Annotated in this window: 16 protein-coding genes; 4 read left to right on the forward strand and 12 right to left on the reverse strand. The window is 61.4% G+C overall.

Annotation, left to right across the window (positions count from 1 at the left end; translation table 11 throughout):
• Positions 1-110: 110 nt before the first annotated feature.
• Positions 111-827: a YoaK family protein gene (locus DWY05_RS01440; protein ID WP_117820440.1), complete on the reverse strand. Its 717-nt coding sequence runs from the start codon at positions 825-827 to the stop codon at positions 111-113.
• Between the two features lie 253 nt (positions 828-1,080).
• Between DWY05_RS01440 and DWY05_RS01445 the strand changes: the two genes are divergently transcribed.
• Entirely contained in the window at positions 1,081-3,216 is a 2,136-nt protein-coding gene (locus DWY05_RS01445; protein WP_233503972.1) for a YgiQ family radical SAM protein, read from the forward strand.
• Here DWY05_RS01445 and DWY05_RS01450 read toward each other — a convergent pair.
• The 11 genes from DWY05_RS01450 to DWY05_RS01500 all read right to left on the reverse strand — a co-directional run bounded on the left by DWY05_RS01450 (position 3,213) and on the right by DWY05_RS01500 (position 18,151).
• The gene (locus DWY05_RS01450) at positions 3,213-4,124 is read right to left on the reverse strand and encodes a CPBP family intramembrane glutamic endopeptidase (protein WP_117843050.1); all 912 of its coding nucleotides are present in this window, start codon (positions 4,122-4,124) and stop codon (positions 3,213-3,215) included. The genes DWY05_RS01445 and DWY05_RS01450 overlap by 4 nt on opposite strands.
• Positions 4,125-4,212: 88 nt before the next feature.
• On the reverse strand, positions 4,213-4,416 hold the full coding sequence (locus tag DWY05_RS01455) for a hypothetical protein (RefSeq protein WP_117734431.1): 204 nt from the start codon (positions 4,414-4,416) through the stop codon (positions 4,213-4,215).
• Between the two features lie 214 nt (positions 4,417-4,630).
• Positions 4,631-5,974, reverse strand: a complete 1,344-nt coding sequence (locus DWY05_RS01460; protein ID WP_158558673.1) for an ATP-binding cassette domain-containing protein — start codon at positions 5,972-5,974, stop codon at positions 4,631-4,633.
• A 36-nt stretch (positions 5,975-6,010) separates the two neighbouring features.
• On the reverse strand, positions 6,011-7,069 hold the full coding sequence (locus tag DWY05_RS01465; RefSeq protein ID WP_117820436.1) for an ABC transporter substrate-binding protein: 1,059 nt from the start codon (positions 7,067-7,069) through the stop codon (positions 6,011-6,013).
• Positions 7,070-7,071: 2 nt separating this feature from the next.
• A complete protein-coding gene (locus tag DWY05_RS01470) occupies positions 7,072-8,826 on the reverse strand; it encodes an NADH-dependent [FeFe] hydrogenase, group A6 (RefSeq protein ID WP_117820522.1) in 1,755 nt (584 codons plus the stop codon).
• Positions 8,827-8,876: 50 nt separating this feature from the next.
• Entirely contained in the window at positions 8,877-10,709 is a 1,833-nt protein-coding gene (locus tag DWY05_RS01475; RefSeq protein ID WP_117820435.1) for an NAD(P)-binding protein, read from the reverse strand.
• Positions 10,710-10,965: 256 nt separating this feature from the next.
• On the reverse strand, positions 10,966-12,348 hold the full coding sequence (locus DWY05_RS01480; protein ID WP_055252559.1) for a 6-phospho-alpha-glucosidase: 1,383 nt from the start codon (positions 12,346-12,348) through the stop codon (positions 10,966-10,968).
• Positions 12,349-12,351: 3 nt separating this feature from the next.
• Complete coding sequence (locus DWY05_RS01485; protein ID WP_117820434.1) at positions 12,352-13,968, reverse strand: PTS transporter subunit EIIC; 1,617 nt, start codon at positions 13,966-13,968, stop codon at positions 12,352-12,354.
• Positions 13,969-14,067: 99 nt separating this feature from the next.
• On the reverse strand, positions 14,068-14,922 hold the full coding sequence (locus DWY05_RS01490; protein ID WP_117820521.1) for a PRD domain-containing protein: 855 nt from the start codon (positions 14,920-14,922) through the stop codon (positions 14,068-14,070).
• A gap of 18 nt (positions 14,923-14,940) precedes the next feature.
• Positions 14,941-15,453: a PTS glucose transporter subunit IIA gene (locus tag DWY05_RS01495; RefSeq protein ID WP_158558672.1), complete on the reverse strand. Its 513-nt coding sequence runs from the start codon at positions 15,451-15,453 to the stop codon at positions 14,941-14,943.
• A gap of 448 nt (positions 15,454-15,901) precedes the next feature.
• Positions 15,902-18,151 carry a DEAD/DEAH box helicase gene (locus tag DWY05_RS01500; protein ID WP_117820432.1) on the reverse strand — a complete coding sequence of 750 codons (2,250 nt, stop codon included), beginning with the start codon at positions 18,149-18,151 and terminating at the stop codon, positions 15,902-15,904.
• A 507-nt stretch (positions 18,152-18,658) separates the two neighbouring features.
• Here DWY05_RS01500 and DWY05_RS01505 point away from each other — a divergent pair.
• The 3 genes from DWY05_RS01505 to DWY05_RS01525 all read left to right on the forward strand — a co-directional run bounded on the left by DWY05_RS01505 (position 18,659) and on the right by DWY05_RS01525 (position 25,615).
• Positions 18,659-19,435, forward strand: coding sequence for a hypothetical protein (locus DWY05_RS01505; protein ID WP_117820431.1), 777 nt, complete (start codon positions 18,659-18,661; stop codon positions 19,433-19,435).
• Positions 19,436-19,792: 357 nt separating this feature from the next.
• Positions 19,793-21,877 carry a DUF6273 domain-containing protein gene (locus tag DWY05_RS01510; protein WP_158558671.1) on the forward strand — a complete coding sequence of 695 codons (2,085 nt, stop codon included), beginning with the start codon at positions 19,793-19,795 and terminating at the stop codon, positions 21,875-21,877.
• Positions 21,878-22,279: 402 nt separating this feature from the next.
• A complete protein-coding gene (locus DWY05_RS01525; RefSeq protein ID WP_117820429.1) occupies positions 22,280-25,615 on the forward strand; it encodes a CAP domain-containing protein in 3,336 nt (1,111 codons plus the stop codon).
• Positions 25,616-25,721: the final 106 nt, after the last annotated feature.

A 25,721-nucleotide genomic window follows, 5' to 3' on the forward strand; every position in this document is an offset into this window, starting at 1 on the left:
TCCTAACGCTTTTGAAACAAAAAACACGTGAGAACGTCAAAATTGTTAAAGCGTTTCAACAGGAGATGAAAAATACTGCGGCAAAGGGACAACCCCTCTGCCGCATTCCTCTACTTTCGACAGCCCTCTTTCCAAGCCTCGGCCGCAACCTTCCAGCGAAAACGCAAGTCGCGCTCGCGGTCGATGAACATGATGGCAAACGCGACAAACAGCAGCAAGCTCGCCACGACGATGGCGTGCAGGCCCATGCGCTCAATACACCAGTTGCCCAACACAGCGCCAAACACAAAGGTAAAGATCACGCCAAAGTACAGCAGGCCGTTTTCCAAAAAGCCGCGCCTGTGGGTGATGATGTAATCGTCCACGTTTTGCAGCGCGTTGCGCAAGTTGCCGATGCACATGGTCGTAGCGATGCCGTGACCGTGGATCTTGCGGAAGCTCTCGACCTGCATGCCGCAGGCAAACGAGGTGAGGCAGTTGGCAAGCAGGTTGAAATTGCCGCCCGGGATAAAGCTCACGCCCAGCAAGATGACGGCTTCAAAGAACACCGTCACCTGACGCCAGTGGATCACGCTGCCAAACCGCTCGTGTACCAGATCGGCAAGCATAATACCCACGGCAAACGACACCACAGGGAAGAAGTAGCGCCCCGCAAGTGCCCAGTTGCCCTCCGAGATGCTCACGCCCACAAGCAGGATGTTGCCCGTCTGTGCGTTGGCGAAAACATGGTCGCGCCCAATGTACGAATACACGTCCATAAAGCCACCGGCGAGCGCCAAGATGATGCCCAGCTCAATAGACTCCGATATCTGTTTGGCACGCTGCATCGTCGTGCATCCTCCTTGTTGACGACTCTCTCGTGCGTTGGCGGAAACATAGCCGCCGTTCATACTGTAACCCATTGACAACATGGCGTGCTCGCGAGACGACCCCTTCGACACGGGGATACACAGTCTGGAAACAAACGACTGGCTCAGCGACGCTCTCACTCGCCAGCTCATGTACTCCACCAGTCTTTTTAGCCCCGTCCCAAAAAGACTGGTTACAATTACGTGCAGCATACAAACACCGGGAGGGATCGTGGCAAAAAAGCCTCAGCACGCTCAGAACAACCAGCGCAGTCAGCAGGGCAAACAGGGCCAGCAGCAAAAGCGCGGCGGCAAGGCCCAGGGCTCGCGCCCCGCGCATGCCCCAGCAGCGCCCGCCCGCCCCTGGCGCCCGGGCCGCGATAAGTTCCTCCCCGTCAGCCGCGCCGACATGGATGCGCGCGGCTGGGACCAGTGCGACTTTGTCTACATCTGCGGCGACGCCTACGTGGACCATCCCAGCTTTGGCATGGCCATCATCAGCCGCGTCCTCGACGCGCACGGCTACAAGGTGGGCATCATCTGCCAGCCCGACTGGACCGACCCCGCCAGCATCACCGTGCTCGGCGAGCCACGTCTGGGCTTTCTCGTCAGCGCCGGCAACATGGACTCCATGGTCAACCACTATTCGGTGACCAAGCACCGCCGCCACACCGACGCTTACACGCCCGGCGGCGAGGAGGGGCGCCGTCCCAACCGAGCCGTCACGGTCTACGGCAACCTCATCCGCCAGACGTTCAAGGACGCCCCCATCATCATCGGCGGCATCGAGGCAAGCCTGCGCCGCCTGGCCCACTACGACTACTGGCAGGACAAGCTCAAGCGCTCGGTACTGCTCGACTCGGGCGCCGACATCCTCATCTACGGCATGGGCGAGCATGCGATCGTCGAGATCGCCGACGCGCTCGATGCCGGACTGCCTGTCGATCAGATCACCTACGTCAACGGTACCGTCTACCGCACGGGTTCGCTCGACGAGGTCTACGACTACGACTTGCTGCCCAGTTGGGACGACCTTGCCGCCGACAAGCTCAACTACGCGCGCAGCTTTAACGTGCAGCAGCAGAATATGGACCCCATCACCGGGCATCGCCTGGTAGAGCCCTACCCCAACAGCGTCTATGTGGTGCAAAACCCGCCGTCGGCGACGCTCACCACCGACGAGATGGACGAGGTGGCCGAGCTCCCCTATGCACGCGATTGGCATCCCGACTACGACGCGGCGGGCGGCGTGCCGGCCTTTGCCGAGATCAAGTTTTCCATTAGCTCCAACCGCGGCTGTTTTGGCGAGTGCTCGTTTTGCGCCCTCACCTTCCACCAGGGCCGCGTGCTGCAGATGCGCAGCCACGATTCGATCATGCGCGAGGCCGAGCTGCTCACGCACGATCCCGAGTTTAAGGGCTACATCAACGACGTGGGCGGACCGACGGCAAACTTTAGCCGTCCTGCCTGTGACAAGCAGCTCAAGCACGGCGTGTGCAAGAACAAGCGCTGCCTGTGGCCGAGCGTATGCAAGAACATGGTGGTCGACGAGAGCGGCTACACACAGCTGCTGCGCGACCTGCGTCAGCTGCCGGGCGTCAAGAAGGTCTTCGTGCGCAGCGGCATCCGCTTTGACTACACCATGGCCGACGCCTCGGACGAGTTTTTACGCGAGCTGTTGGAGTACCATGTCTCGGGCCAGCTGCGCGTAGCGCCCGAGCACGTGAGCGACGCGGTGCTGTCCGTGATGGGCAAGCCGAGTCGCGCCGTCTACGACGCATTCTGCCGTAAATTTGAACGCCTGAACCGCGAATACGGCCTCAAGCAGTACGTGGTGCCGTACCTGATCTCGAGCCACCCCGGTTCAACCATGAAGGAAGCCGTGGACCTTGCCGAGGCCGTGCGAGACATGGGCTACATGCCCGAGCAGGTGCAGGACTTCTACCCCACGCCGTCCACCATGTCGACGTGCATGTACTACACCGGCGTGGACCCGCGCACCATGGAGCCGATCTATGTAGCGCGCGACCCGCACGAGAAGGCCATGCAGCGCGCGCTCATTCAGTACCGCAAACCCGAGAACTACAAGCTCGTGCGCGAGGCGCTGGAAAAAGCCGGCCGCCGCGATCTGATCGGCTACACCAAGCATTGCCTGATTCGTCCCGTGCCGCCACGCCCGGGCGAGACGTCTGCTGGCGGCGGACACGGCACCGGCAAGAAGGGCGGCAAGCCGCACGGTGGCGCCGCCGGCAAGGGACCCAAGGGCAGCAAGGGGCACGGCGGCATGTCGCGCGCGCAAAACACCGCAGGCCGCAACCGCGCAGCTCAGGGGCGTCAGGGCGCCAACGGCGGCGGGCGCCGCAACTAGGGCAGCGGCGCGCTCGCTGCGCCCATCCCACACGCGTGGCGCAGCGAGCGCATAGCCTCAACGAGGATGACGCCGGCGATAGCGACCGTGATTACCACGTCGAGCGGTGTGTTCACAAACCACAACAGACCCATCAGGTACGACCCGGCGTTAAAGGCAAAGTGCAGCAGGATCGTGTAGCGGAGCTTTCCGGTGGTCACGAGCACCCAGCCAAAGATGAGGCCGGCGGCACCCGCATAGCAGCCCTGCACCCAGTTCATGTGCATAAAACCGAAGATTGCCGCCTGCAGCACAATCGCCGCGGCGATACCCCACGTGCTTGGTGCCGCCCAGGGCACCATGGCGCCGTCCTGCGCGCTCGCACGACGCCTGCGCTTCCAAAGCGGGCGGCACTGCGGATTAAACGCTCGTAGCGAAAACTCAAAAACAATGCCGCGCACCAGCAACTCCTCGCAAAACGGAGCGCCGAGCACCGTGGTCAGGACGGCAAGAAGGTTGGTATCGCCCAAGCCTGTTTCCTCGACGAGCTCGCTATAGTCCGCCGCAACCTCGGGCAGCAGCGACAGCACGCCGTCGCATAGGTAGCTAATGACCACCTGCATGGATAGGCCGATCACGACAACGCATGCGATGCGCTTCCATGCAGCATTTGCTCCCCCGCCGAGCGGGCGTTCACCTTGCCGGCGCGCCATGAAGGAGCGGGGCCACAGATAGCGCCACCACAGCAGCGCCATCAAAAACGACGCCGTCTGAGCGGCGGCCTGAAACCATTGAATATCGAGATTGTCGATCGGGAAACCCGTCAGTGCCGACACGATGTCCAGCGCGGAGAACAAAACAATGCTCAGGGCAATATCGGCAGCAACAACACCAAAACAGGCAAGCGCCCAAACCAGCGCATTGAGCATGCCAACCTCCTCAAAACCCGGCACTTAGGGACGTTCCTTAACTGCCGGCAGAAAAAGAACGTCCCCAAGTGCCGGCAGTTTGGGACAGTCATTGTTGATGAGAATCGGGCGCAGTGCCAAAAGCCCCGTTGGGCGAGATGTCGAACGGGAAGGTGCCGCAGCGATTGAACGCGGCGATGAACATGCGGATGGCGTTGGACGGCGTGGTGCCCACAAGTTGGGTTGCCGCCGCGAAGGCCGCCTTTTCCTCGGGCAAGACCTTCGCGACTACCGGGGTCATGTGTTCTGCCATGGCGCTTCCTTTTTGAAACGACGGTAGTGCGGATAGATGCGGGCCACGCGGCTGGGCGACGGGCTGTGAAGGCAACCCGATTGGCCCGCATCCGGAGTTTGTTTCTGCGGCGTTGGTATTACTTGGTATTCCTAAGTATTACCCCGCAGATAGAATACCACACCCGTCCCATGGGGACGGAGAAAAACGGATTATTTTGTTGCTGAGTAGGTATTTAGAGCGTGATGATGTCCGAGATATTGAGGGCCTGAGCGTCGGCGACATCGTGCGTGGCAAGCAACAGCATGCGGCCATTGAGAAGGTCGAGCATGACCTCGGCCGTCGCATCGCGCGCAAAGGTGTCCAGGCCGGTAAAGGGCTCATCCAAAATGACGGCACAGCCGCCACACAGCAGGGCGCGGGCGATCTCGACACGACGGCGCTGTCCACCCGAAAGCTCGGCCACGCGCGCATGCACGTCGATTCCCGGCACCAACCGGCGCAGCAAGGCCGCAGCGCTCGAAGCACTCACGCGCGCGTCGGCGCACACCAGCACGTTATCCAGGGCAGAAGCATCCTCGACCAGGCGCACATCCTGAAACACCATGGAGCACGGCGCGCACTCCCCCGCCGCAAGGGCAAGGAGCGTCGACTTGCCCACACCCGAGGCGCCCATCACACAGATACGCCCACCCGCGGGCACGTTGAGCACCAGCCCGTCGAGCGCCGGCGCCCAGGGCGCGCGATCGCCCACGGCAAGCGCAAGCTCCGCCGCAGCGCCATCGCTCGCAGCCCCCGCACGGCCGCGCAATCCATGCCCATGCGACCGCACCGCCGCACGCCACGCCGCAGGCCCCGAAGCCCGCAGCAGCCACACCAGCACGCGCTCGCATGCCCACGATGCCGCCACGACCAACACGGTCCACGCCAGCAGATCAGCCGTCTCAATCAAAAGCTTTGCCTGATAGATGCGCTCACCCACGGTGTCCGTCGCCATGCCGATCAGCTCCGCCGCCACGCCGGCCTTCCAGCTCATGCCGATCACGGCGCGGGCGCACGAAAGCACAAACGGCAGGACTTCGCGCCAGGTGTGGGCGAAGAGCAGTCGCCAGCTCCGCACGCCATGCAGGCGAAACATCTGCTCCAGCGGCTTATCCACTTGTGCCAAGCCCTCGACCAGCGAGAAATATACGCCCGGCAGCGCCATCAATAAGACCGCGGCGATGCTCACGCGCGCCGACCCCAACCAAATGAGCAGCAGGACCACCACGCAGGCAACCGGCGTCGCCTTAACAAACGAAAGCGCCGGAGCCACCAAGCGGGCAAACGCCCGCGAGCGCGACGAAATTCCGGCCAGCAAACCACCGCACACCGCGGCAAGCGCCAGCCCGCCCAGTATCCGCGTGCCCGAGCCCGCCAAAATCGCCCAGGTACCGCCATCGCACACCAGGCGCAGCAACGCCACCACGACAGCGGCCGGCCCCGGCAAAATCAACGGCTGCGCCACCAGCGCCGCCACCAGCACCCACACGGCAAGCCAAAAGGCGGCAACGGCACCTGCTGCCGTCACCGCCTTCATACGCTCTGTCATTTGTCGAGCAAACGCACGCACGGGCTACTCCACGTAGTAGAAATCATCGGCCGGGAGCTTGCCGCCCACGGCGCTCGCGTCCGCATCGGCCAGCACCTGCAGGTACCCACCGAGCGCCGCCTTCATATTCTTCCCCGTCTGGCACACGAGCATGCACCCGGGAATCGCCTTTTCGGCAATCGTGGCGTTATCCACGATGCCCGCATCGACCACGGCCTGAGCCCAGTCCGCCGGCGCCGCGTTGACGGCCTTAACGCTCGCCGCATGGCAGCTCAAGAACTCCGCCACGGCCTCGGGATGTTCCTCGGCAAAGGCACGGCGCACCACGGTCACGCCCGTCAGCAAACGGGAGCCCGTGTCGCCCGCCAGCTCGTCCCACACACCGGTCAGGCTCACCGGTGCCGACAGTTTGCCCTCGCTCTTGGCGATGGCAGCGGTCTTGAACGGCTCCGGCAGCACGCCCACGGCGGACGGGTCGGCAAGCAGCGCCGACAGCACCTCGGTGGGCTCGCTCTTAAACTCAAGCGCCACCTGGCCGGTCAGGCCCGCGCGCTCCAGCAGGTAGTTCATGACGTACTCCGGCGTGGTGCCCTTGCCCGTCATATAGACGGTATGGCCCGCCAAATCGCCAAACGAGGCCACACTCGCGTCGCCCGTCAACACGTTCAGCACGCCCAGCGTGTTGATGTCGATGACCTGCACCGCACCCTCGGTCTTGTTGTAGAGCATGCTCGCCACGTTGGCGGGCACCAGGGCAATGTCGACATCGCCCTGAATCACCTTGGGCACGATCTCGTCGGCGGCAGTGTTGATCGCAAAGTCGAACTCGTTGTCCGTGGCACCGTCGGCAGCCTGGTCCATAAACTGCACCAGGCCAATCGAGGTCGGACCCTTGAGCGACGCGACGTGCACCTCAACCGGCTCGACAGCAGAACCGCCCGCAGCAGACCCGGCAGCCGAACCCGCGGCGGACCCGGCACCGGTAGCTCCGCCACCACAGCCCGCGAGCGCAAGCGACAGGGCGCCCGCGGCGAGCACCGAGGCAAACCCCCGGCGCGACATCTCAACATCAAAAGCGCGCATCGCTAGCACGTCCCCTCGTTAGGCATCGTCCATGCGTGATGATCGGTATGCAGCAGCTCCTCGGCCAGCGGCGAGAGCGGCTCGCCCAGGAACTCGCGGTAGCACGCCTGGACATCGGGATTCTCGTGCGAGAAGCGAATGTCCGCAGCGGCATCCAGGCCCCACAGCACCTGACCGCGCTCGGCTGCCAGCTCGCAGCCGTCGTGGATGGGCTGACCGCCGCCACCGACGCAGCCGCCCGGGCATGCCATGACCTCGACAAAGTCATAGCTCACGCGGCCATCGCGAATCGCGTCGAGCAGACAGGCAGCGTTGCCCAGCCCGTGTGCCACGGCGACGCGCACCTTGGTGCCATCGATATCGGCCACAGCTTCCTTCCAGCCGTCCAGGCCGCGCACATCGGTAAAGAAGTCGGCGTTGGGGTTCTTGCCCGTCACCAGGTAATAGGCCGAGCGCACGGCGGCCTCCATCACGCCGCCCGTGGCGCCAAAGATCACGCCCGCGCCCGTGCCAAAGCCCAGCGGCGTGTCGAGCGGCTCCTCGGTAAGCGTGTCCACGCTCACGTGGCTCGCTCGGATCATGCGCACCATCTCGCGCACCGTCAGCGCAACGTCCACATCGGGCGTGCCGTCCTCGCCCACCATGCTCGGCAGCGCGCACTCGGCCTTCTTGGCCGTGCACGGCATAACGGACACCACAAACAGGCGCTCGGGCTCAATGCCCAGCACCTTGGCGTAGTACGTCTTGGCAATAGCGCCGAACATCTGCTGCGGCGACTTGGACGTGGACAGGCTGTCGACAAACTCCGGATAGCGCGCCTTCGCAAAGCGCACCCAGCCCGGGCAGCAGCTCGTAAACATGGGCCAGCCGCGGCTGCCGCCTTCGCCCTTGGCGGCCTTACCCAGGCGCTCGATCAGCTCGGAGCCCTCCTCCATAATGGTGAGATCGGCCGAGAAATCGGTGTCGAACACGTACTCAAAGCCAACGCGGCGCAGCGCGCAAGCCAGGCGCTCAACGGTGGCATCCTCGCGCGGAATACCGAGCTCCTCACCCCAGGCGGTGCGCACGGCCGGCGCTATCTGCACCAGCACGATCTTATCGGGATCGGCGAGAGCATCGAACACGGTCTCGGTGTCGTCGCGCTCGCGCAGCGCGCCCGTCGGGCAATGCGTGATGCACTGGCCGCACGCGACGCAATCGGTCTTGCCGATCGGTGCACGCCCGCGGGTACCCACGGCGGTATGTGTGGCGCGGTTGGTCAGGTCCCAAATCCCTAGGCCCTGCACGCTCTCGCACACCTTGATGCAGCGCATGCATTTAATGCACTTGTCGTTTTCGCGGATGATGGGGAAATCGAAATCCCAGCCCTCGCCCGCCAAATGCCTTTGATACGGCAGATAGAAAATGCCCAGGTCGTTGGCGATGGTCTGCAGGTTGCAGTTGCCGCTGCGCACGCAGCTCGTGCACTGCGAATCGTGCTGGGACAGCAGCAGCTGCACGTTGGTGCGGCGCGCCTCGCGGGCCTTGGGGCTGTTGGTGCGGACCACCATGCCGTCGAGCACGTAGTTGTTGCAGGCGGCAACCAGCTGGTCGCAGCCCTCAACCTCGACCACGCACACGCGGCAGCCGCCGATCTCGTTCAGATCGCGCAGGTAGCACAGGGTGGGAATCTGGATACCGACGGACTTGGCCGCGTCCAGGATCGTGGTGTGCTCGGGTACCACGACCTCGCAATTATCGATAGTGAGCTTGACCATATTGAGTGCTCCGCTTTCGGTGTTGTCGCTGACAGTGGGGTTGTTGGGCTCTACCATTCCAGGTTCCTCCCGCCGCGGAACGCGCCAAAGCCAAAGTGGTCGCAACGCAGGCAGCGGCTTGCCTCCTGGCGCGCCTCCTGCTCGGTGAGACCCTGCTCGACCAGATTCCAATCGTGAATACGCTCGCCGGCCTCGCGCTCACCCAGCTCGCAGCGGCCGCACTCGTGCTTGCCCTTAAACTGGACGGTCGGCAGCTCGACCTCGAGCTTAATCTTGTGGTCGAAGCCCAGATAGCGGTCGATATTTGCCGAAGCCACGCGGCCGGCGTTGATGGCACGGATGACGGTGGCGGGGCCGGTCTGGCAGTCGCCGCCGCTAAAGAGGCCATCGAAACTGGGCACGGCGCCGTCCGAATCAGTGACGACGCGACCCCACTTGCAGGCGATGCACATGTCCTCAAATGGCTTGGAGTCGATGTCCTGGCCAATGGCGACAAACACGCGCTCACAGGGGATGACGCGCTCGGGCGTGGCGGCGGCACGCGGAGCCGGACGCCCGCGGCGGGGCTCGCCGATAATCTGCGGTTGCACGCGCAGGCCGCTCACGCGACCGTCCTCGCCCGTCTCTATACCGAGTGGGGCCGTCAGCTCCAGAACCTCGCAGCCCTCGGCCTGGGCGCCGGCAATCTCGGCGTCCTGAGCCGTCATATCGCAGATGCGACGGCGGTAGACGATGCTTACCTTTTCGGCACCGCAGCGCACGGCAGAGCGCGCCACGTCCATGGCCACGTTGCCGCCGCCGATGACGCACACGCGCTGGCCGCTCAGGTCTGGCAGCTCGTCGTCTCCAATGGCACGCAGCATCTTGACGGCCGACTCCACGCCGGACGCCTCTTCGCCCGGAAGGCCGAGCTTCTTGTCGCTATGGGCACCGATGGCCAGGTAGACGGCATCGAACTCGTCGCGCAGGCGGACAAGCTCCTCGCCGTTGACGGAGTGGTCGAGCTCAACGTCGATACCGGCGCTCAAGATCCAGTCGATCTCGGCCTGCAGGCGCTCGCGCGGCAGACGGTAGCTGGAAATGCCATAGCGCAGCATGCCGCCCAGGTGGTGGCGCTGCTCAAAGATGGTCACCTTGTGGCCCATCACGGCCAGGTAGTAGGCGCAGGAAAGGCCGGCCGGGCCGCCGCCGATCACGGCGATGCGTTTGCCGGTGTTGTCCACTACATGCGGCTTGTGGTCGTTGAGGTCACTGTGCTCAACGGCAAAACGCTTGAGGGCGAGGATGTTCATGGGGTCGTCGACCATGCCACGGCGACAGTGCATCTCGCAGGGATGCTCGCACACCAGGCCGCAGACGAGCGGCAGCGGGTTGTTCTTGCGGATGACCTTGACGGCATCAGCATAGCGGCCGGCCTCGACGAGCGAAATGTAACCGGGAATGTCGACGTGCGCCGGGCAGCCCGAGACACACGGAACGCGGGCCTCGCGATCAAAGCCGCAGGAATGTTCACGGATGTGGTGCTCAAAGTCATCACGGAAGCCACGAATAGCCGTGAGCGCCATGGCGCTGGCTTCGTAACCGATGGCGCAGTCGCTCGAAAGATAGATGGTGCGGGCCGTGCGCTCAATCAAGTTGAGCGTGGACTCGTCGGCGCGGCCCTCGAGCACATCGGCGAGCAGATCGCTCAGCGCGCTCAGGCCCACGCGGCAGGGCGTGCACTTGCCGCAGCTCTGCGTCGAACACAGGTTGACGAGCGCTGCCGTAAACTCAACGGGACACGGGGCGAGCGAACTCACCGCCAGACGGCGTCCGAGCGCATCGTGCAGGTCGTCCATGACGGCCTGAGCGTGGCTGCGTTCCATTACATGCAGTCGAGCCATAAGATCCCCTCTCACATGGCAGCCCGGAGGCGAGGCCGGGCGAAATTGCTACACGCACAACACTGACCTAAAAAGTTGTTAGGTCTCAACGCAGTTCGGCAGGCGGCATGAAATGTCACCCTCAGCGGTGAAATAGAACATTACCGCAGATAAATGCCATATTTGATAAAACGCGTTACCAAATGACAATGCCCCGTCCACGCAATCACGTGGACGGGGCATTACTCTAGGTATGCGGCCAGCGACCCTGTTGCTTCTACTTAAGCTCGGGCCAGTAACCCTTGTTGGCCTCGATCATGTCGTCGAGAACTTCCTTGGCAACCTTCATCGAAGGCACGGTCTTGTTGAGCGTAAAGGCCTTGAGCGCCTTCTCGTACGAACCCTCGATCGTAGCCTCGACCACGAGCTTCTCGGAGTTCAGCTGCTGCATCATGAGGCCCTGCTGGAACAGAGGAATGTTGTCGCGGCTGATGACCTCAGGGCCGTTCTTGCCAATGTAGGCAGGCAGTTCGACCATAGCGTCGTAGGGCATGTTGGGGATAGCGCCCTTGTTCTCGCAAATGACCAGGAAGCGCTGCTTGGTGTCGTTCTTCAGAGCGATAGCCAGATCGGCAATCCAGTCGCCGTGGCTGCCCGCATAGAACGTGCTCTCGTCAATCTCGCCCGTCTTCTCGTAGTGGTCGATGCCGTCGAAGAGGTTCTTCTCGCGCGTCTCCTCGACCTCATTCGCACGGGTGCGCTCGGGGTTGGAATGCTCGACGAACTCCTTCTGCTGCAGGTAGTAGTTCAGATACGTGTTGGGCAGGTACTCCGGGAAGCACTCCATGATCTCGTACTCGCCCTTCCAGACGTAGTACCAGCTGCCCTTGGTGTGGCGATTCTGCTCGGGGTGCTCGTCAGTGGCCTCCTCGGGCTTCTTTGCCATGAGCGAGCCCATGCCCTTGAGGTAGGAGTCGGGCAGCAGGATCTGGTGCTCCTTGATGTACTCGCGCAGCTGCGGGAGCACCTCCTCGCCCTTGTGGCGGATCGAGGTGAACCAACCAAAGTGGTTGAGGCCAAAGTAATCGTACTCGACATCCTTCTTGTCGATATCGAGCGCGGCGCAAACCACGTCGATGATCGCGATCGGCATGTCGCAGATGTTGATGATGCGAGCGTTGGGACGCAGCACGCGGCAGCCCTCGGAGACGATGGCGGCAGGGTTGGAGTAGTTGAGAATCCAGTAGTCCTTCTTGGCGTACTTCTCAACGTCGTCAATCAGCTCAACCATAGGGAAGATGGTGCGCATGCCGTAGGCAAGGCCGCCGCAACCGCAGGTCTCCTGACCCACGCAGCCGTGACGCAGCGGAATCTTCTCGTCCTGCTCGCGCATGGCATAGCCGCCCACGCGCATCTGGGCAAACACGAAGCTCGCGTCCGTAAAGGCGGTCTCCTTGTCGGTGGTCACCGTGAGCTTGATGTCCAGGCCAAGGTCCTCGTGCAAAATCCAGTCCACGAGCACGCCGATCTTGCGCTGGCGCTCCTCGTTGATGTCGTACAGACGAATCTCGTCAACGTCGAGCTCGTCCTTGCGCAGAGCGATGGACTTGACGATGCCGGGGGTAAAGGTGGATCCGCCACCACACAGAGTAATGATCATTGTTTACTGCTCCTTCTCAATTGCGTTTTCGACCTTGTCACGCATCTCGGCGACCTTCATGCCAAAGATGATCTGGATATTGTTGCCGTTGCGGTTGATGCCGCTGTTGGGCACGTGGTTAATGAGGTTCTCATCGATGAGGTCCGGGTTCTTAACGTTCACGCGGAGACGCGTAAAGCAGTTCTCGAGCTCCTCGATGTTGTCCTTGCCGCCAAGACCTGCGACCAGGTCGGCAATGCCCGCATCGACGCCCTCTGCGGGAGCCGCGGCAACGGCGCCCTGCTTCACCGCGACAGACGCGGCGGCCTCGCCCTCGGCAACGGACTCGGCGAGCTCGGACTCTTCCTCGCGACCAGGGGTGTGAAGGTTGAGCTTCTTAATAAGGAAGGTAAAGAGGAAGAAGTACAGAGCGGCGTTGACGACTCCAAGCACCAGCATAACCGGCCAGTTGGTCTTATCGACACCGAGGACCAGGTTGGAGACCACGATGTTGATGATGCCGCCTGCAGTCGAAGCGGGCACGGAGAGGACCTTGAGCAGGACCAGGAAGATGCCGGAAAGAACCGAGTGAACGACAAAGAGCACGGGAGCGGCAAAGACAAAGAGGAAGTCCATGGGCTCGGTGACACAGGAGAGCACGGCGGTGATGATCAGCGGGATGATAACGGCCTTGGTCTTATCCTTGTTCCCCTTGTAAGCGGTGAAGATAAAGGCGAGACCGATACCGATGTAGGGCCACAGGTTGTTGAAGGTGTAGCTGTTGAAGTAGGTGCTATCGGAGAAGGGCTGGCCCGTCATTGCCATCTCGGCAACACGGATGGGATAAGCGCCGGCGATAACCTGATCACCCAGCGTAAGGGTGCCGCCCACATCGGAGAACTGGAACGGGGTGTAGATGAGGTGGTGCAGACCGGTGGGAACGAGCAGCTTGTTGAGCATGCCGTAGATAAACAGACCGATGTTGCCCGACTCCTTAATGATGCCGGCGACGGAGGAGATGGCACCCTGAACCGGAGGCCAAACGATGCAGAAGCCAGCGCCCATGATCCAGGAAATGATAATCATGATCAGGAACGGGAAGCGAACGCCCGAGAACATCGAAAGGGCAATGGGGAACTGCTTGTTCGAGTACTTGTTGAACACGGCACCGGTGATGCAACCGAGGATGATGCCGCCAAACACGCCGGTATCGAGCACCTGAATGCCCATAACGGTGGCCTGGCCGGTTCCGGTAAGGCCGAGCATGCCGCTCGCATCGGCAAGAGAGCCGGTGGCGTTGAGCACGATGTTGTTAGCCTGCAGGAACAGGAAGAACGACATCAGGGCGATCAGCGAAGCATGGCCCTTGTTCTTCTTTGCCATGGCGCCGGCGATGCCCACGCAGAACAGAATCGAGAGGTTGTTGATGATAAACATCAGCGACTGATAGACAACGGCGCCCACAAGCTGGAACGGACCGGAGCCCAGTACGGGGACCAAAGCGCAGATGGTCTTGTTGGTCAGAATGATGCCCACGATGAGCAGGATGCCGGCAACCGAGAGATACATCATCGGCTGGACGATCGACTTCGCGAACACCTCCAACGGCGCTTTGAAATTGAACTTCTTTTTTGCGGTCATAGCGGTACTCCCCTTCCTTTTCCGCAAATTAAGACAGATGTGCCCTGGGCAAGACCGTGAGCCTTGCCTTATATCGATCGATGTGTGGGCACGTTATGCCTAGAGACCAGGTTCTCCAAGCAGGTTAACAATGTGATATGCGAGATAACTCTTCTCGGCATCGGTAACGACAACGTTATAGGTAGACGACAAGTGAGCGGCTATGGCGTCCGCGCACGAGAATGCGCACGGATACGCCGTTTCATCGATTCGGAACAGCGCGTCGCCATTGATTTGCCCAGCCGCAGGATCGAGCGCTCGCTGTGCGAAAAACTGCAGGTGACGAACAAAGCGTTCGTAAGGCAGCGAGGTGTCATCGAGGGTCGTAGCATAGCGCTCGGAAACAATCGCGAGCACGTCGCGAACAAGCTGGACCGAGATGATGAGGCGGTCGGAGCGTTGCGGCATGGTGGCGTTGACGATATGCAGCGTAATAAAACCCTGCTCTTCTTCGCTCATCTGGATGCCCATATACTCCTTGATAATCTGCAGCGCACGGCCCGCAAGCGCATACTCCTTGCGATAGAACTGCTGGATCTCGAGCAGCAACGGATTCTCACAGGGAACGCCCTTGCGCTCGCGCTCGAGGGCGAGGCTGATATGGTCTGCGAGAGCGATGAGAATCTTGTCGTTGATATCAACATTGAGCTCTCGACGGAGCATCTGAACAATGTCCTCGGCAATCACGAGGTTGACGGTGGGGATGGACTCCAAAAGATGTGCCAAGCGGTCAATCGTGCGCGAATCCTGAGAAGTGCCCTCCTGCAGCGCATAGGTCTTTTCGACCGATGCCTCATCGATAGCGTCGCCGGCATGGCGGCCAAAGCAGAGGCCTCGACCGATGACGATGAGCTCGGAGCCATCGTCCGAAGTGACCATTGCGACGTTATTGTTGAAAACTCGCTTGATAACCACGGTACCCACCACAAGAATTTACTCGGAAAGCCAGACGACAGGCTCTTTAACAGCAACAGGGCCGGAAGCATGCTCACGAAGAGTCGAGTTCTCCGAACGCTCGCACACGATAACGAAGACCGTGGGGTCGAAGCCAGCGGCGCGAACCGCGTCGAAATCGACCTCGACGAGGGGCTGGCCCGCATCGACATGGTCACCCTGAGCAACAAGCGCATGGAAGCCCTTGCCCTCAAGTTTAACAGTGTCGATTCCGATATGCAGCATCACCTGAGCAGAGCTGTCGTCGGACATGATGCCCAGCGCGTGCTCAGTCGGAAACAACGCCGCGACGGTGCCGGAAACAGGAGCGCACACCGTTCCCTCTTGGGGAACCACAGCAATGCCATCGCCCACGGCACGGCTGCTAAAAGCGGGGTCATTGGTATTTTCTAGATGAACAAGCTCGCCGGAAACGGGAGCGAGGATTTCGAACTCGGAGGTTGCAGTCTTCTGCTCATCCGAACCGCCCATCAGGCGAGAAAAGAAACCCATGGTGGCATGTCCCTTCATAAATATAGCCCAACCAAAATCAAGCGAATGCATCCATAGAGACACACCCGTTCAAAGACTTTGGTTAGGCCCACGTCCGAGGGACTCGGTAACCTTCCGCATTTCTTTTTACGGGGGTTATTGTAGGCAACAGCAAAGCCAGAATAGTCATTATGACCGGTGAGCGGTATTTATTCTTCGATAAACGGTATTTAGGCGGCACTTAGGGACGTTCCTTGTTTGGTGCATTGGGGACAGGTTACCTTGCACCAATCATGAGTTGCGGTGAAATAGGGACTGAAAAGCCGCTCAAAAGGCTAAAACAGTCCGTATTCCACCGCAACTTCAAGACGTTGGTGCAGATCAACCTGACCTCTTTGCACTAAAAAGGGCCCCGAGCATAGTCTGCTCGAGGCCCAAACTCATCTCGCCTCACCGCGCGACGTGGGTGTTACTTGCGCTTGCCGCCGCCGTCGCCGGGACGACGGGAGCTGCCGCCGCGATTGCCGCCACGATTGTTACCATAGCTGCCACGGTTATCGCGACCGCCGGCACGGCCGCCACGGGAGCCGGCCTGGTTGCCGCCACGCCCGCCACGATAGCCACCACGACGCTCATCGCGGGTATCGTCGTAGTTGCGCCAGTCATCGCGACGATCGCGGCTGGCACGCGGGTCACGACGATCACGCGACTCGTTAGAACGACCAGCGCCGCCGCGGCCGCCATTGCCGCGAGCACCCTCGCGACGCTCGCCGCCGCGGCTACCGCGCTCTTCAAAGCGCTTGCCGCCACGGGACTCACCGCCACGGGCACCTCGCTCACCGCGACCCTCGCCGCCGCGACGCTCATCACGGCCGCCGCGCTCGTCATCACGACCGGATCGACGGCGGTCGCCCGCGCCGCGCTTGCCACCGCGCGAACCGCGGCCCTCGTCCTCGCGCTCGACACGACGACGGCCGCCACGGTCCTCGTCCTCGCGGCGACGGCGGTGCGCCTCACCCTGGAACTGCTTGGCACGGCGCTCGGCACGGTTACCGCGCGCAGGCTGCTCAGCGGCACCAGCACCAGCACGCTCCTCGGCAGCCACCTCGCGAGCCACGCTCTCAACAGCCTCGTCCACGCGAGCCTGAACGCCCTCGCGCACGCGGGTCTTGCCGCCGCGCTTGGGACGGCTCGGACGCTCGCCGTCGCCGCGGCGCTCGTTGCGACCGCGGTTGGAACGACCGGCAACATCGCCGTAATCGTCGCCGTTGCGCTTGCCGTCGCGACGCGCCTGCTCAAGCTTCTTCTTGCTCTTGGACTTGCCGCGCTTGGTCTTCTTCTTCACCTTAAAGGCGGCAGGATCGCGCTCGGGGTCAACGGCGGGCGGGTTGGGACCCACGTGCAGGTCGCCAGCCTCGTAGATGTCGGCGGTCTTGTCCATGAGCTTCTCGATCTCGTAGAACTCGTCGACGTCCTGCTCGGTCACAAACGTGATGGCCCAGCCCAGCTCGCCGGCGCGGCCCGTACGGCCAATACGGTGGATGTAGTCGGTCGGCTCGGCCGGCACGTCAAAGTTCACGACGTAGCGCACGTCGCTAATGTCGATGCCGCGGGCGAGCACGTCGGTTGCCACCAACACGTCGACGGTACCGTCGCGGAAGGCAGAAAGCGCGCGCTCGCGCTGGGCCTGGCTGCGGTTGCCGTGAATCGCGGCGGCCTTGATGCCCTTACGCTCCAGACGACGGCAGCAGCTGTCGGCGCGATGCTTGGTGCGCATAAAGACGATGGTGCGCTCCGGGCCCTCCTTCTTGAGAAACTCGGGCAACAGGTTGTTCTTGGCCTCGATGGACACCGGGAACACAAACTGGTCGACGGTGTCGGCGGTCGACGTGGCGGGCGCGATCTCCACGCGGGCCGGATCGCTCACCAGGTCGGTGATCTCGCCCACGGCCTCCTCGTCGAGGGTCGCCGAGAACAGCAGCGTCTGGCGCTCGGCCGGCGTCTCGCGCACAATACGGCGAACGGCGGGCAAAAAGCCCATGTCGAGCATGCGATCGGCCTCGTCGAGCACCAGGACCTTAACCTCGTCCAGGTGGCAGGCACCCTGCTCGATCAGATCGACCAGACGGCCCGGCGTGGCGACCAAGATATCGCAGCCGTACTTGAGGGCAGCAGTCTGCGGCTTGTAGCTCACGCCGCCCACGACGGTCACGGCAACATGGCCCGTGACGTCGGCGATCTTGCTCGCGACCTCGTCGATTTGCTGGGCAAGCTCGCGCGTAGGGGTGATGACGAGCATCACGGGGCCGCGGCCGTTGCCCTCGGGCTTCTTGGCGCCGCGACGACGGTTGCGGCCGCCGCGCTCACGCACGGGCTTGGGCGGAGCGATGTGCTCCAGATTGTTCATGGTCGGCAGCAAGAAGGCGGCCGTCTTGCCGGTGCCGGTCTGAGCGGCGGCAAGCAGGTCGCGGCCCTCGAGCACCATGGGGATGGAGCCGGCCTGAACGGGCGTGGGCGCCGTGTAGCCCAGGTTCTCAATAGCACGAAGCATCTCGTCCGAAAGCCCCAGCTCGTCAAAGGCGGGCAGGCTCTCGGTAGCGGACTCGACGGCCTGGGCAGCATTTGCCTCGTCGGCGGCATCGAAGGCGGCCTGGGTCATGGCCTCGCGGGTCTCGTCCAGAATCTCGGCGTCGGTGACGTCGGATACAGAATTACGCATATGTTGTTGTTCCTTATCTGCACGCGCTATGGGCACGGCATGCGGCCGCGCTGGCGTGCTTGGTAGTGCGCTAATACATACAAAAACGGGTGCGCACAGAGAGGACGTTGCTCAGCACGCTGGCGATCGCTTTGGCAGCCCTATCACGCGCCGTCCAGACGCAGCAGCTCTAAGCGATGGAGCAGATTCGCCGCCGGTTAGTATACCCGTGCTTCGCATGCCCCCACGTAAACCACAGATGACAAGGCGGACGAGGTGGGCCTGGCCGATTGTCTCAATCTGTAACAGATGCAGGGCAAAACCGGGTCCTAATTGTTATAGATCAAGACAGAGGGGATTTCCGTCCAGTCCAAACCAAATCTCTCAGTCTTCCTGCAATTTCGAACATGTGGCCTATAATGTTGCTTTGGTTACGCTATATATTGCGCAGCCATTTAATACGTCGCCCACCGGGGGCCATTAATTCCTATCGCCATATTGGCTAGGAAGCAATCAAAGGAGGTATCCGTGGCAGCAGAGACGCCTTGCTCGGTCCTCTATAACGATATTCGCTCGTTCGGCGGTCTTAAACATCTCGAGATCGCCCGAATGCTTATCAATGGAGACTCTTATCTCGGCAGTACCCTGCTCGAGAAATGCTCTTCCAACCGCTCGTATCTCACCCGTTACATCGTCCATCGCAAGCCTGACCAGTGCGCGCCCGCCATCTACAGCGACTTTACCGTCACCACGCTCAACCTTTCCGCGGCAATCTGCAGCAAGCTCGGCGGCGGCGAGTCCGCCTATCAGGCAATCGCCGAGCACTATCGCGGTCCGGCCGCCAACGAAATGATGTCGGCTCTCGCCAGCTACAAGCTGGACAGCCGCCTATATGCAAATGCCCTCAATCGCATCGACAACTTTGACGGCAATGCCGTGCGCGAGAAAAGCACGCTTTACCTTATGCTCTTTGTGGCAACGGGGGCGCTCGCCGATCCCGTTCAGGGCGTGGCCACCGTCGAGCGCTTTTGCGACAGCAAGACGGGCGGGCACTTTGGCACCACCGAAACTACCGTCGGACGTGGCTTTATGAGCAGCCTGGAGCAGCCGCACACCGTCGCTCCCAACCTCGGTCTGCTCAGAACCCATGCCGACAACTGCGCCGACATGCAAATCCATCCCCTCACACGCGATCCGCGCGGCACCGTGATTGGTTCTTTGCCCAAAACCTCGCCCAGCATCACCGATGTAGGCGCCGACGCCTCGCGCGAGCATCTTCGTATTTGGCTCGAGGGTGAGCACTAGTACGCCCAGGGCCTTGGATCGACCAACGGCACAGTGCTCGAATCGGGCGCGGGCGACGGCGATATTGTGATTGAGCCGCCGCGCGACCAACGCGAACCCGGCAAAGTCTATCCCCCCGTGGAAATCGCCAACAGCGACAGGCTCCATCTGGGTCTCTACACGACATTCCTTGTCATTGTGGACTAGCACGGACAGCGATCGGAAGACGGTCGCCGTCCGTCTTTCGTCTTCTACCTTCTGCATCGTAAACGACAATACTCAACGGTATACGTGGGTAGTGCGGCTATCATGGTATTTTACCGATATCCGCACTGCCCACGTATACGCGCGGCAACCCATGCCAGACAAAGGAACGCCATGGATACTACCGATAGCGCCTATGGCGACAAACTCATCCGTCTTGACACGTTCGACACCGCCGTGGCGGTCGACCCCAGCGCCGAGGACGACGCCAAGCGTCGGTTTATGACGCTTATTCTCCAGACGGCCCACCGCGACAACGGCAACATCGGGCACGTGCTGCGCGCGACCAACACGAGCGGCGAGGTCTTTGCCGTCAAGCTACTCAAGGACAACGCCATCCTTTCCGGCCAAGCCCCCGACCGCTCCGCCGAGCAATCGGCAGCGCACCTGGCCAACACCGCTGCGCTGTTCGAGGAGTACCGTCATCTGTGTACTGTCTCGCACCTGCGCGGATTTCCGCGCGTCTATGGCTATGGATCGTGCGAGGACGACCCGCTCATCCTCATGGAGTGGGTCGAGGGCATCTCACTCAAGCAGGCGCTGCCCCTGCTTCCTCACGACGCCTCGGGCGGGCTGACCACCCAGATGGTCGCCGCCGTCGGAAACGCCGTGCTTCGCGCACTCCTGATGACCAAGGGTCTCGTTAATCCGGTCGTCCATCGCGACCTGTCGCCCGCCAATATCATGTTCCGCACCACCAGTCGAACGCTCGAGCAACAGATCGCCGATTGCTCCTTTGACCCCTGTCTCATCGACATGGGCTCCGCGACCATGGCCCTCGGTGACGATACGATCACCCGGCGCGCCGACATCTGGCGCTTCGCCACGCCCGCATACGCCGCGCCCGAGATGCTCACGCAGGATATCGAAGGCATCGCGGCCCTTCGCCGTTCGCCGGCAATCGATGTCTACGCGCTTTCGAGTGTTCTGTACCAGCTCTACAGCGGTCGCAAACCGTTTGACTTTGAGTCGACGGACGCCGCTGCAACCGGCTCGTTCTATCTCGTAAAGACCAAGACCAAGCCGGCACCGCTCGAGCCGCGCTGCGAGGGCGATGAAGCGCTCGTCCAAATCATCATGAAGGGTCTCTCAGTCGAGCAGTGCGATCGTCCCACCGAGCAGCAGATGCTCGAGGTGTTCTCGGCATACCTCACCGATTCCGAATCCGAAGGCCGCGAAGGCGCGGGCAGTGACGCCGCAATCGACATCGACTCCAGTACACACCTTAAGGTCGACGTCGCCGGCGAGCGAGCGCGAGAGATTCTGGAGCGGGCCCGGCACGATGCCATGACCCGCCGCCGCTTTATTATCGGTGGCGTTGTCGCGGCCGTTGCGGGGCTCGGCGTTATCGGGGCGGCAACCCATGGCTTTGGCATCCCCGACTACCTGGACGGCATCCGCGGTTCGCTTGACGACTACACCTGGGATCAGCTGCAGGAGATTTCGCTCAAGATCAAGGCCGCCGAGACCCGTAGCGAGGCACGCGAGATTGCCAAGCGCTACCATCTGCTCGATGACAACGGGCATATCCCCTATCCATGTACCAAGCGTGTCACGCTCACCAACGGGCTGCAGGTCGGCGCGCAGCTCGTGGGCATCCGCCACGACGAGCTTCTGGACGGGACGGGCAAGGCTGGACTGACGTTTATGTTCGATGCCGGCATTGCCGAACGCGACGCCGCGGCCCAACCGTTAAGCGCCGGCTGGGCAGATTGCGAGCTGCGGGAATGGCTCAACGGCGACGGCCTTAAGCTGCTGCCCAGCGAGTTGCGTGCACTCATTAAAGGGGTCAAGAAGGTCTCGAACAATGTGGGCGCCGCCAACAGCGCAGCGTGTCTGAGCGAGTTGCCCGCAACCCTTTGGCTGCCCGCCATGGTCGAGCTGTGCGGTACGCAACCGCCCGAGTCATTTGCCGAGGGCTTTCACTACCTGGCCGACATCTACAACGGCGAGGGCAAGGAGTACCAGCTCTTCCGCGAGCTCAAGGTGAGCCCGTATTCCACGAACGAGACGATGGTCCGCCAGTGGAAGGGCAAGGACACCTGTTGGTGGGAGCGCACGGTGAGCCCCGACACATCGGAGAGCGAAGGCACGCTCTATATGAACCGCGTGGGGCACGACGGCGACGTCTTTACGTACGCAACGCCTGCGGAAAAGCCAAACAAGCGAACCTGTGTGATCCCCGGATTTTGCATCTAAGCAGCGGGCATCTTGCCGTGACGGGACCCCTCCCCGGCAATTGTCTCGATCTGTAACATCTACTCGGCAAAACTGGGGCTAGATGTTACAGAACGAGACAAAACCCCAGCCCCGCGAGACAACATCTCAATCTGTAACAGTAAGGGGTTAAAAACCTCTCTAGATGTTACAGAACGAGACATTTGAGTTGACCGCGGACGGTCCGTCTCGATCTGTAACAGTTAGAGGTCATATTTGGTGCCAGATGTTACAGACCGAGACATTAGCTTGCCGAGAACTCCACCTCATAAATGTGACTCAAGTGCGTCGATGTTTCCTTGCCAATGTTGCGCAACAGGAGCCCTTTCGGCGGTCGTAACGTACGAATTGTCGTAGGTACCCCTTCAACGATTGGGAGAAGAAATGACAAAGTACGCACCTAAACACTCGGAAGTCTCAGGCGACGCCAAGCCTCGCCCCACATTCTCGGGCCACAAGGCAACACGACTCGCCGTCACCGCGGCAACCACCATCGCTATGACCGGCTCGTCGCTGCTCGCGCCGTTCTCGGCATTTGCCAACGATGTGAGTGATACCACGGCACAGGACGCGATCATGTCCCCGCTTGCTGTCCACGCCGGCGAGGCGGCAGGCTCCGCAATAAAGGCAGACGCCCAGAAGATTGCCGACTTGCAGGCTGCGATCGACGCCGCAAAGGCTGCCGAGGCAGACGCCAAATCCGACTACGACACGGTGGCTGCCCCCTATACCGAAAAGCAGGCGGCACGCGACAACGCACAAAGCACCTATGACGTCTCCGTCTCCGATAATTCGCAGGCAGAGGCCGCCGCGCGCGCCGAATATGCTCGCCAGCTCGATGAAAGCGTCAAGGCGGCCGACAGCGCCAGTGCCACGCTGAAGGATGCCCAGGGAAAGCTCGATGCAGCCAAGACCGACGCCGAGGACAAGTCGAAGGTCCTTGATGCCGCAAAGCTGACGGCAGCCGACGCGCAGGCCAAGCTCGAGGCAGCCCAGAAGGCAGCCGCCAACGCAACGCCGGAGGAAATCAAGGTCGCCAAGCAAGCTGCCGCAGATGCGCAGGCCGCTCTGGATCAAGCAAAGGCTGCGAAGGCCACTGCCGATTCCGCGCTCGCCGATGCCCAGCAGGCTCAGAGCGCCGCGCAGAGCGCTTACGACGAAGCGGCAGGCACGCTGGCTTCCGCTCAGCAGGAAAAGAACGCCGCGGATGGTAAGGTAGTCGCGGCACAGACAGCGTGCGACAGCGCACAAGCCGATTTGGCGGCCGCAAAGGCAGGCGCCGAGGGCCCGGAGTATGACGCCGCCCAGGCAAAGGTCGATGCTGCCCAAAGCGCACTCGACCAGGCGAAACGGCAGCAGGCGACTGCCGAAGCAGGCCTTTCTAAGGCAAATAGCGACGTTGCATCCAAGCGGGACGCCCTCACCGGCGCCGAAAGCGAGCTCGAAGCCAAGAAGCAGACAGTCGCAGCAGCCGAACATGATGTAACGGCAGCCCAGACGAAAGCCGATGCGGCGCAATCGGAGTTGACCTCGGCAAAGCAGGCACATGATGCCGAACTGGAAAAGGCAATGGCCGCTCAGAAACAAGTCGACCAGGCAAAAGCCGAGAAGGAGCAGGCAGACAAGGCGCTCGAAACTGCCAAGGCAAACCAGGCGGCCGCCGATCAAGCCGTTGTCGATGCACAGAAAGCATACGATACGTGCAAGGCGGCAACCGATAAGGCAACGACGGCGGAGGCGCAGAGCGTCATCGGCTTCTACCAGTTCATCGGCGCCAACGACGCTGCAAACATCATCTATAGGCAGAGCGATAAAAACCCGACGACCATTGGCGATAAAAAAGACGGCACGTCACTCGACAACGCCAAGCTATCGTTTAACAAGCTGCGCGAAATTAATGAATATCGCAAAAGCGTCGGCCTTAGCGAGCTTAAGGTAACGGCAGAGCAAATGGCAATCGCTCAGTCTGATTCCAATTACTCCGACGCAACGAAGGGGCACTCAGACTATGCCGGATTTGAAAATGCCGCTTGGAACTTCAGCACGAAAGAAAACATCGCGCACCAATGGGTTGATGGCGAAAAGAAAATATTTGACGATGCTGCAGCGAAAGCCGGCCTTGGCAACGTTGCCCCCAAAGATGCTTGGAAGACTTTCTGGAGTCACGGTACCGAATTCGGAGCCCAAGGCGTGGGTTTTGGCACCGTCGGCCATTATTTGAATATCGTACAACCTAACGCCAAAACCATGGGATACGGCATCAACTCGCGCGGAACCCTTTGGCCGTATGTGTTCGTCTTGGAGATCGACAACAATTACGGTTCGTACGAGAAAGAATACTCGATCGATGAACTCGAGAATCTCTTTGATCAGTATCAGCTGAGCCTCTCCAAAGTCAGCGAAAAGCTCGCCGCCGCAAAGACGGACCTTGAACAAAAGCGCAGCACAGCGGCATCGAAAGCCAATGCCGTAAAGGTAGCTGAGACCCTCGTCGCTCAAAAGCAGGAAGACGTTGATACCGCGAACAGCAACCTTGCCGCCAAGAACGACAGCGTAGCAAGTGCCGCCGCCGCTGTTGCCCTAGCAGAGCAGAATCTCGCCAAGGCAAACGGAAAAGTTACCGAAGCCGAAGACCAGGTCAAAGCCGCCCAAAGTAACGTGGCGACCGCAGAGCAGGTCGTCAACCAGAAGCGCGCCGAGCTTAAGGCATCGCAAGAGCAAGCCGCTCAGAGTCAGAAGAAGGTTGATGACGCCAAGGCAGAAACTCTCGTAAAGCAGCAGGCTCTGCAAGATGCAAAGAAGGAACTTGCCAAGTATTCTGCCGATGTTGCTGCGGCTCAGGAAAAGGCTGACAAGGCCCATCAAACGCTTGATGAAGCCACGGCAGCCCAGACGTCTGCCCAGAGTGCTCTCGAAAAGGCGGAGCGCGACGCGGCTGCCAAGAAGCAGGCCCTCGACACCGCGAAGGACAACGCCGAGGCCAAGGCGGCGACCGCGGAGCACGCTGCGAGCGATCTGACCACGGCGAAAAACGACTTTGCTTCAAAGAAGGCCCATGCCGACGCCCTGAGCAACGCGGCCAACAATCTTACCGCGGCCAAGGCGGCCAAGAAGGACGCCGACGCAGCAGTGACTGAGGCCGGAGTCGCCCTTGGTGCGGCAAATGATGCCATCGCGAACGCCGAACAGGCGATCGAGAATTCTCAGGCCGCATCGGATGCCGCTGTCGCTACCCTCGGAAAGCTAAAGTCCATCAACGTCGAAAACGGCATTGCTACTGGCTCTGATGCAAACGCGAATGATACGCTCAATGCCCTCTTTGCCAAGTGCGTCGCCGCCAAGCAGGCAGAACATAACGCAAAGGCCGCACTTGATGCCGCTCAGGCAGACCTTGATGCTGCGACGCCCGCCTACACCGCAGCGCTCAATGCCTACAACGAGGCGAAGGCAAAACGCGTAGCCGCCGAGCAAGCCCTGAAGGACGAGATCGCCCGCCAGGAGCAAGAGGCAGCGAAGGCCGAGCAGGCCAAGATCACGCAGGCTGCCGCTAAGCCGGCTGCTGGAAAGCCGTCTACCGGCAACGCCAAGACGGCCGCCAACTCGGCACTTCCCACCACAGGCGACAATGCTGCGCTCACCGGTGAGACGTTTGTCATCGGAGGTGTCGTGCTCGTAGCCGCTGGCGTTTTCCTGACCGACAAGAAGCGTCGTCAGGAGTAAGGATTTCAGGAGGACGGCTTCTCCTCCCTCCCACCGCTTCGCAAACCCTGCCCAGCATGCGCCGGGGCGCCCATCACGCGGGCGCCCCGGCGTTTTACGTTGTATG

The organism is Collinsella sp. AF23-4AC, from assembly GCF_003462685.1.
Classification (GTDB): Bacteria; Actinomycetota; Coriobacteriia; order Coriobacteriales; family Coriobacteriaceae; genus Collinsella.

Excerpts from the sequence above, each read along its gene's own strand:
- DWY05_RS01440 (WP_117820440.1), bottom strand. The coding sequence starts at position 827 with ATGCAGCGTGCCAAACAGATATCGGAGTCTATTGAGCTGGGCATCATC.
- DWY05_RS01450 (WP_117843050.1), bottom strand. The coding sequence starts at position 4,124 with ATGCTCAATGCGCTGGTTTGGGCGCTTGCCTGTTTTGGTGTTGTTGCT.
- DWY05_RS01455 (WP_117734431.1), bottom strand. The coding sequence starts at position 4,416 with ATGGCAGAACACATGACCCCGGTAGTCGCGAAGGTCTTGCCCGAGGAA.
- DWY05_RS01460 (WP_158558673.1), bottom strand. The coding sequence starts at position 5,974 with ATGAAGGCGGTGACGGCAGCAGGTGCCGTTGCCGCCTTTTGGCTTGCC.
- DWY05_RS01465 (WP_117820436.1), bottom strand. The coding sequence starts at position 7,069 with ATGCGCGCTTTTGATGTTGAGATGTCGCGCCGGGGGTTTGCCTCGGTG.
- DWY05_RS01470 (WP_117820522.1), bottom strand. The coding sequence starts at position 8,826 with ATGGTCAAGCTCACTATCGATAATTGCGAGGTCGTGGTACCCGAGCAC.
- DWY05_RS01475 (WP_117820435.1), bottom strand. The coding sequence starts at position 10,709 with ATGGCTCGACTGCATGTAATGGAACGCAGCCACGCTCAGGCCGTCATG.
- DWY05_RS01480 (WP_055252559.1), bottom strand. The coding sequence starts at position 12,348 with ATGATCATTACTCTGTGTGGTGGCGGATCCACCTTTACCCCCGGCATC.
- DWY05_RS01485 (WP_117820434.1), bottom strand. The coding sequence starts at position 13,968 with ATGACCGCAAAAAAGAAGTTCAATTTCAAAGCGCCGTTGGAGGTGTTC.
- DWY05_RS01495 (WP_158558672.1), bottom strand. The coding sequence starts at position 15,453 with ATGGGTTTCTTTTCTCGCCTGATGGGCGGTTCGGATGAGCAGAAGACT.
- DWY05_RS01500 (WP_117820432.1), bottom strand. The coding sequence starts at position 18,151 with ATGCGTAATTCTGTATCCGACGTCACCGACGCCGAGATTCTGGACGAG.
- DWY05_RS01510 (WP_158558671.1), top strand. The coding sequence starts at position 19,793 with ATGGATACTACCGATAGCGCCTATGGCGACAAACTCATCCGTCTTGAC.
- DWY05_RS01525 (WP_117820429.1), top strand. The coding sequence starts at position 22,280 with ATGACAAAGTACGCACCTAAACACTCGGAAGTCTCAGGCGACGCCAAG.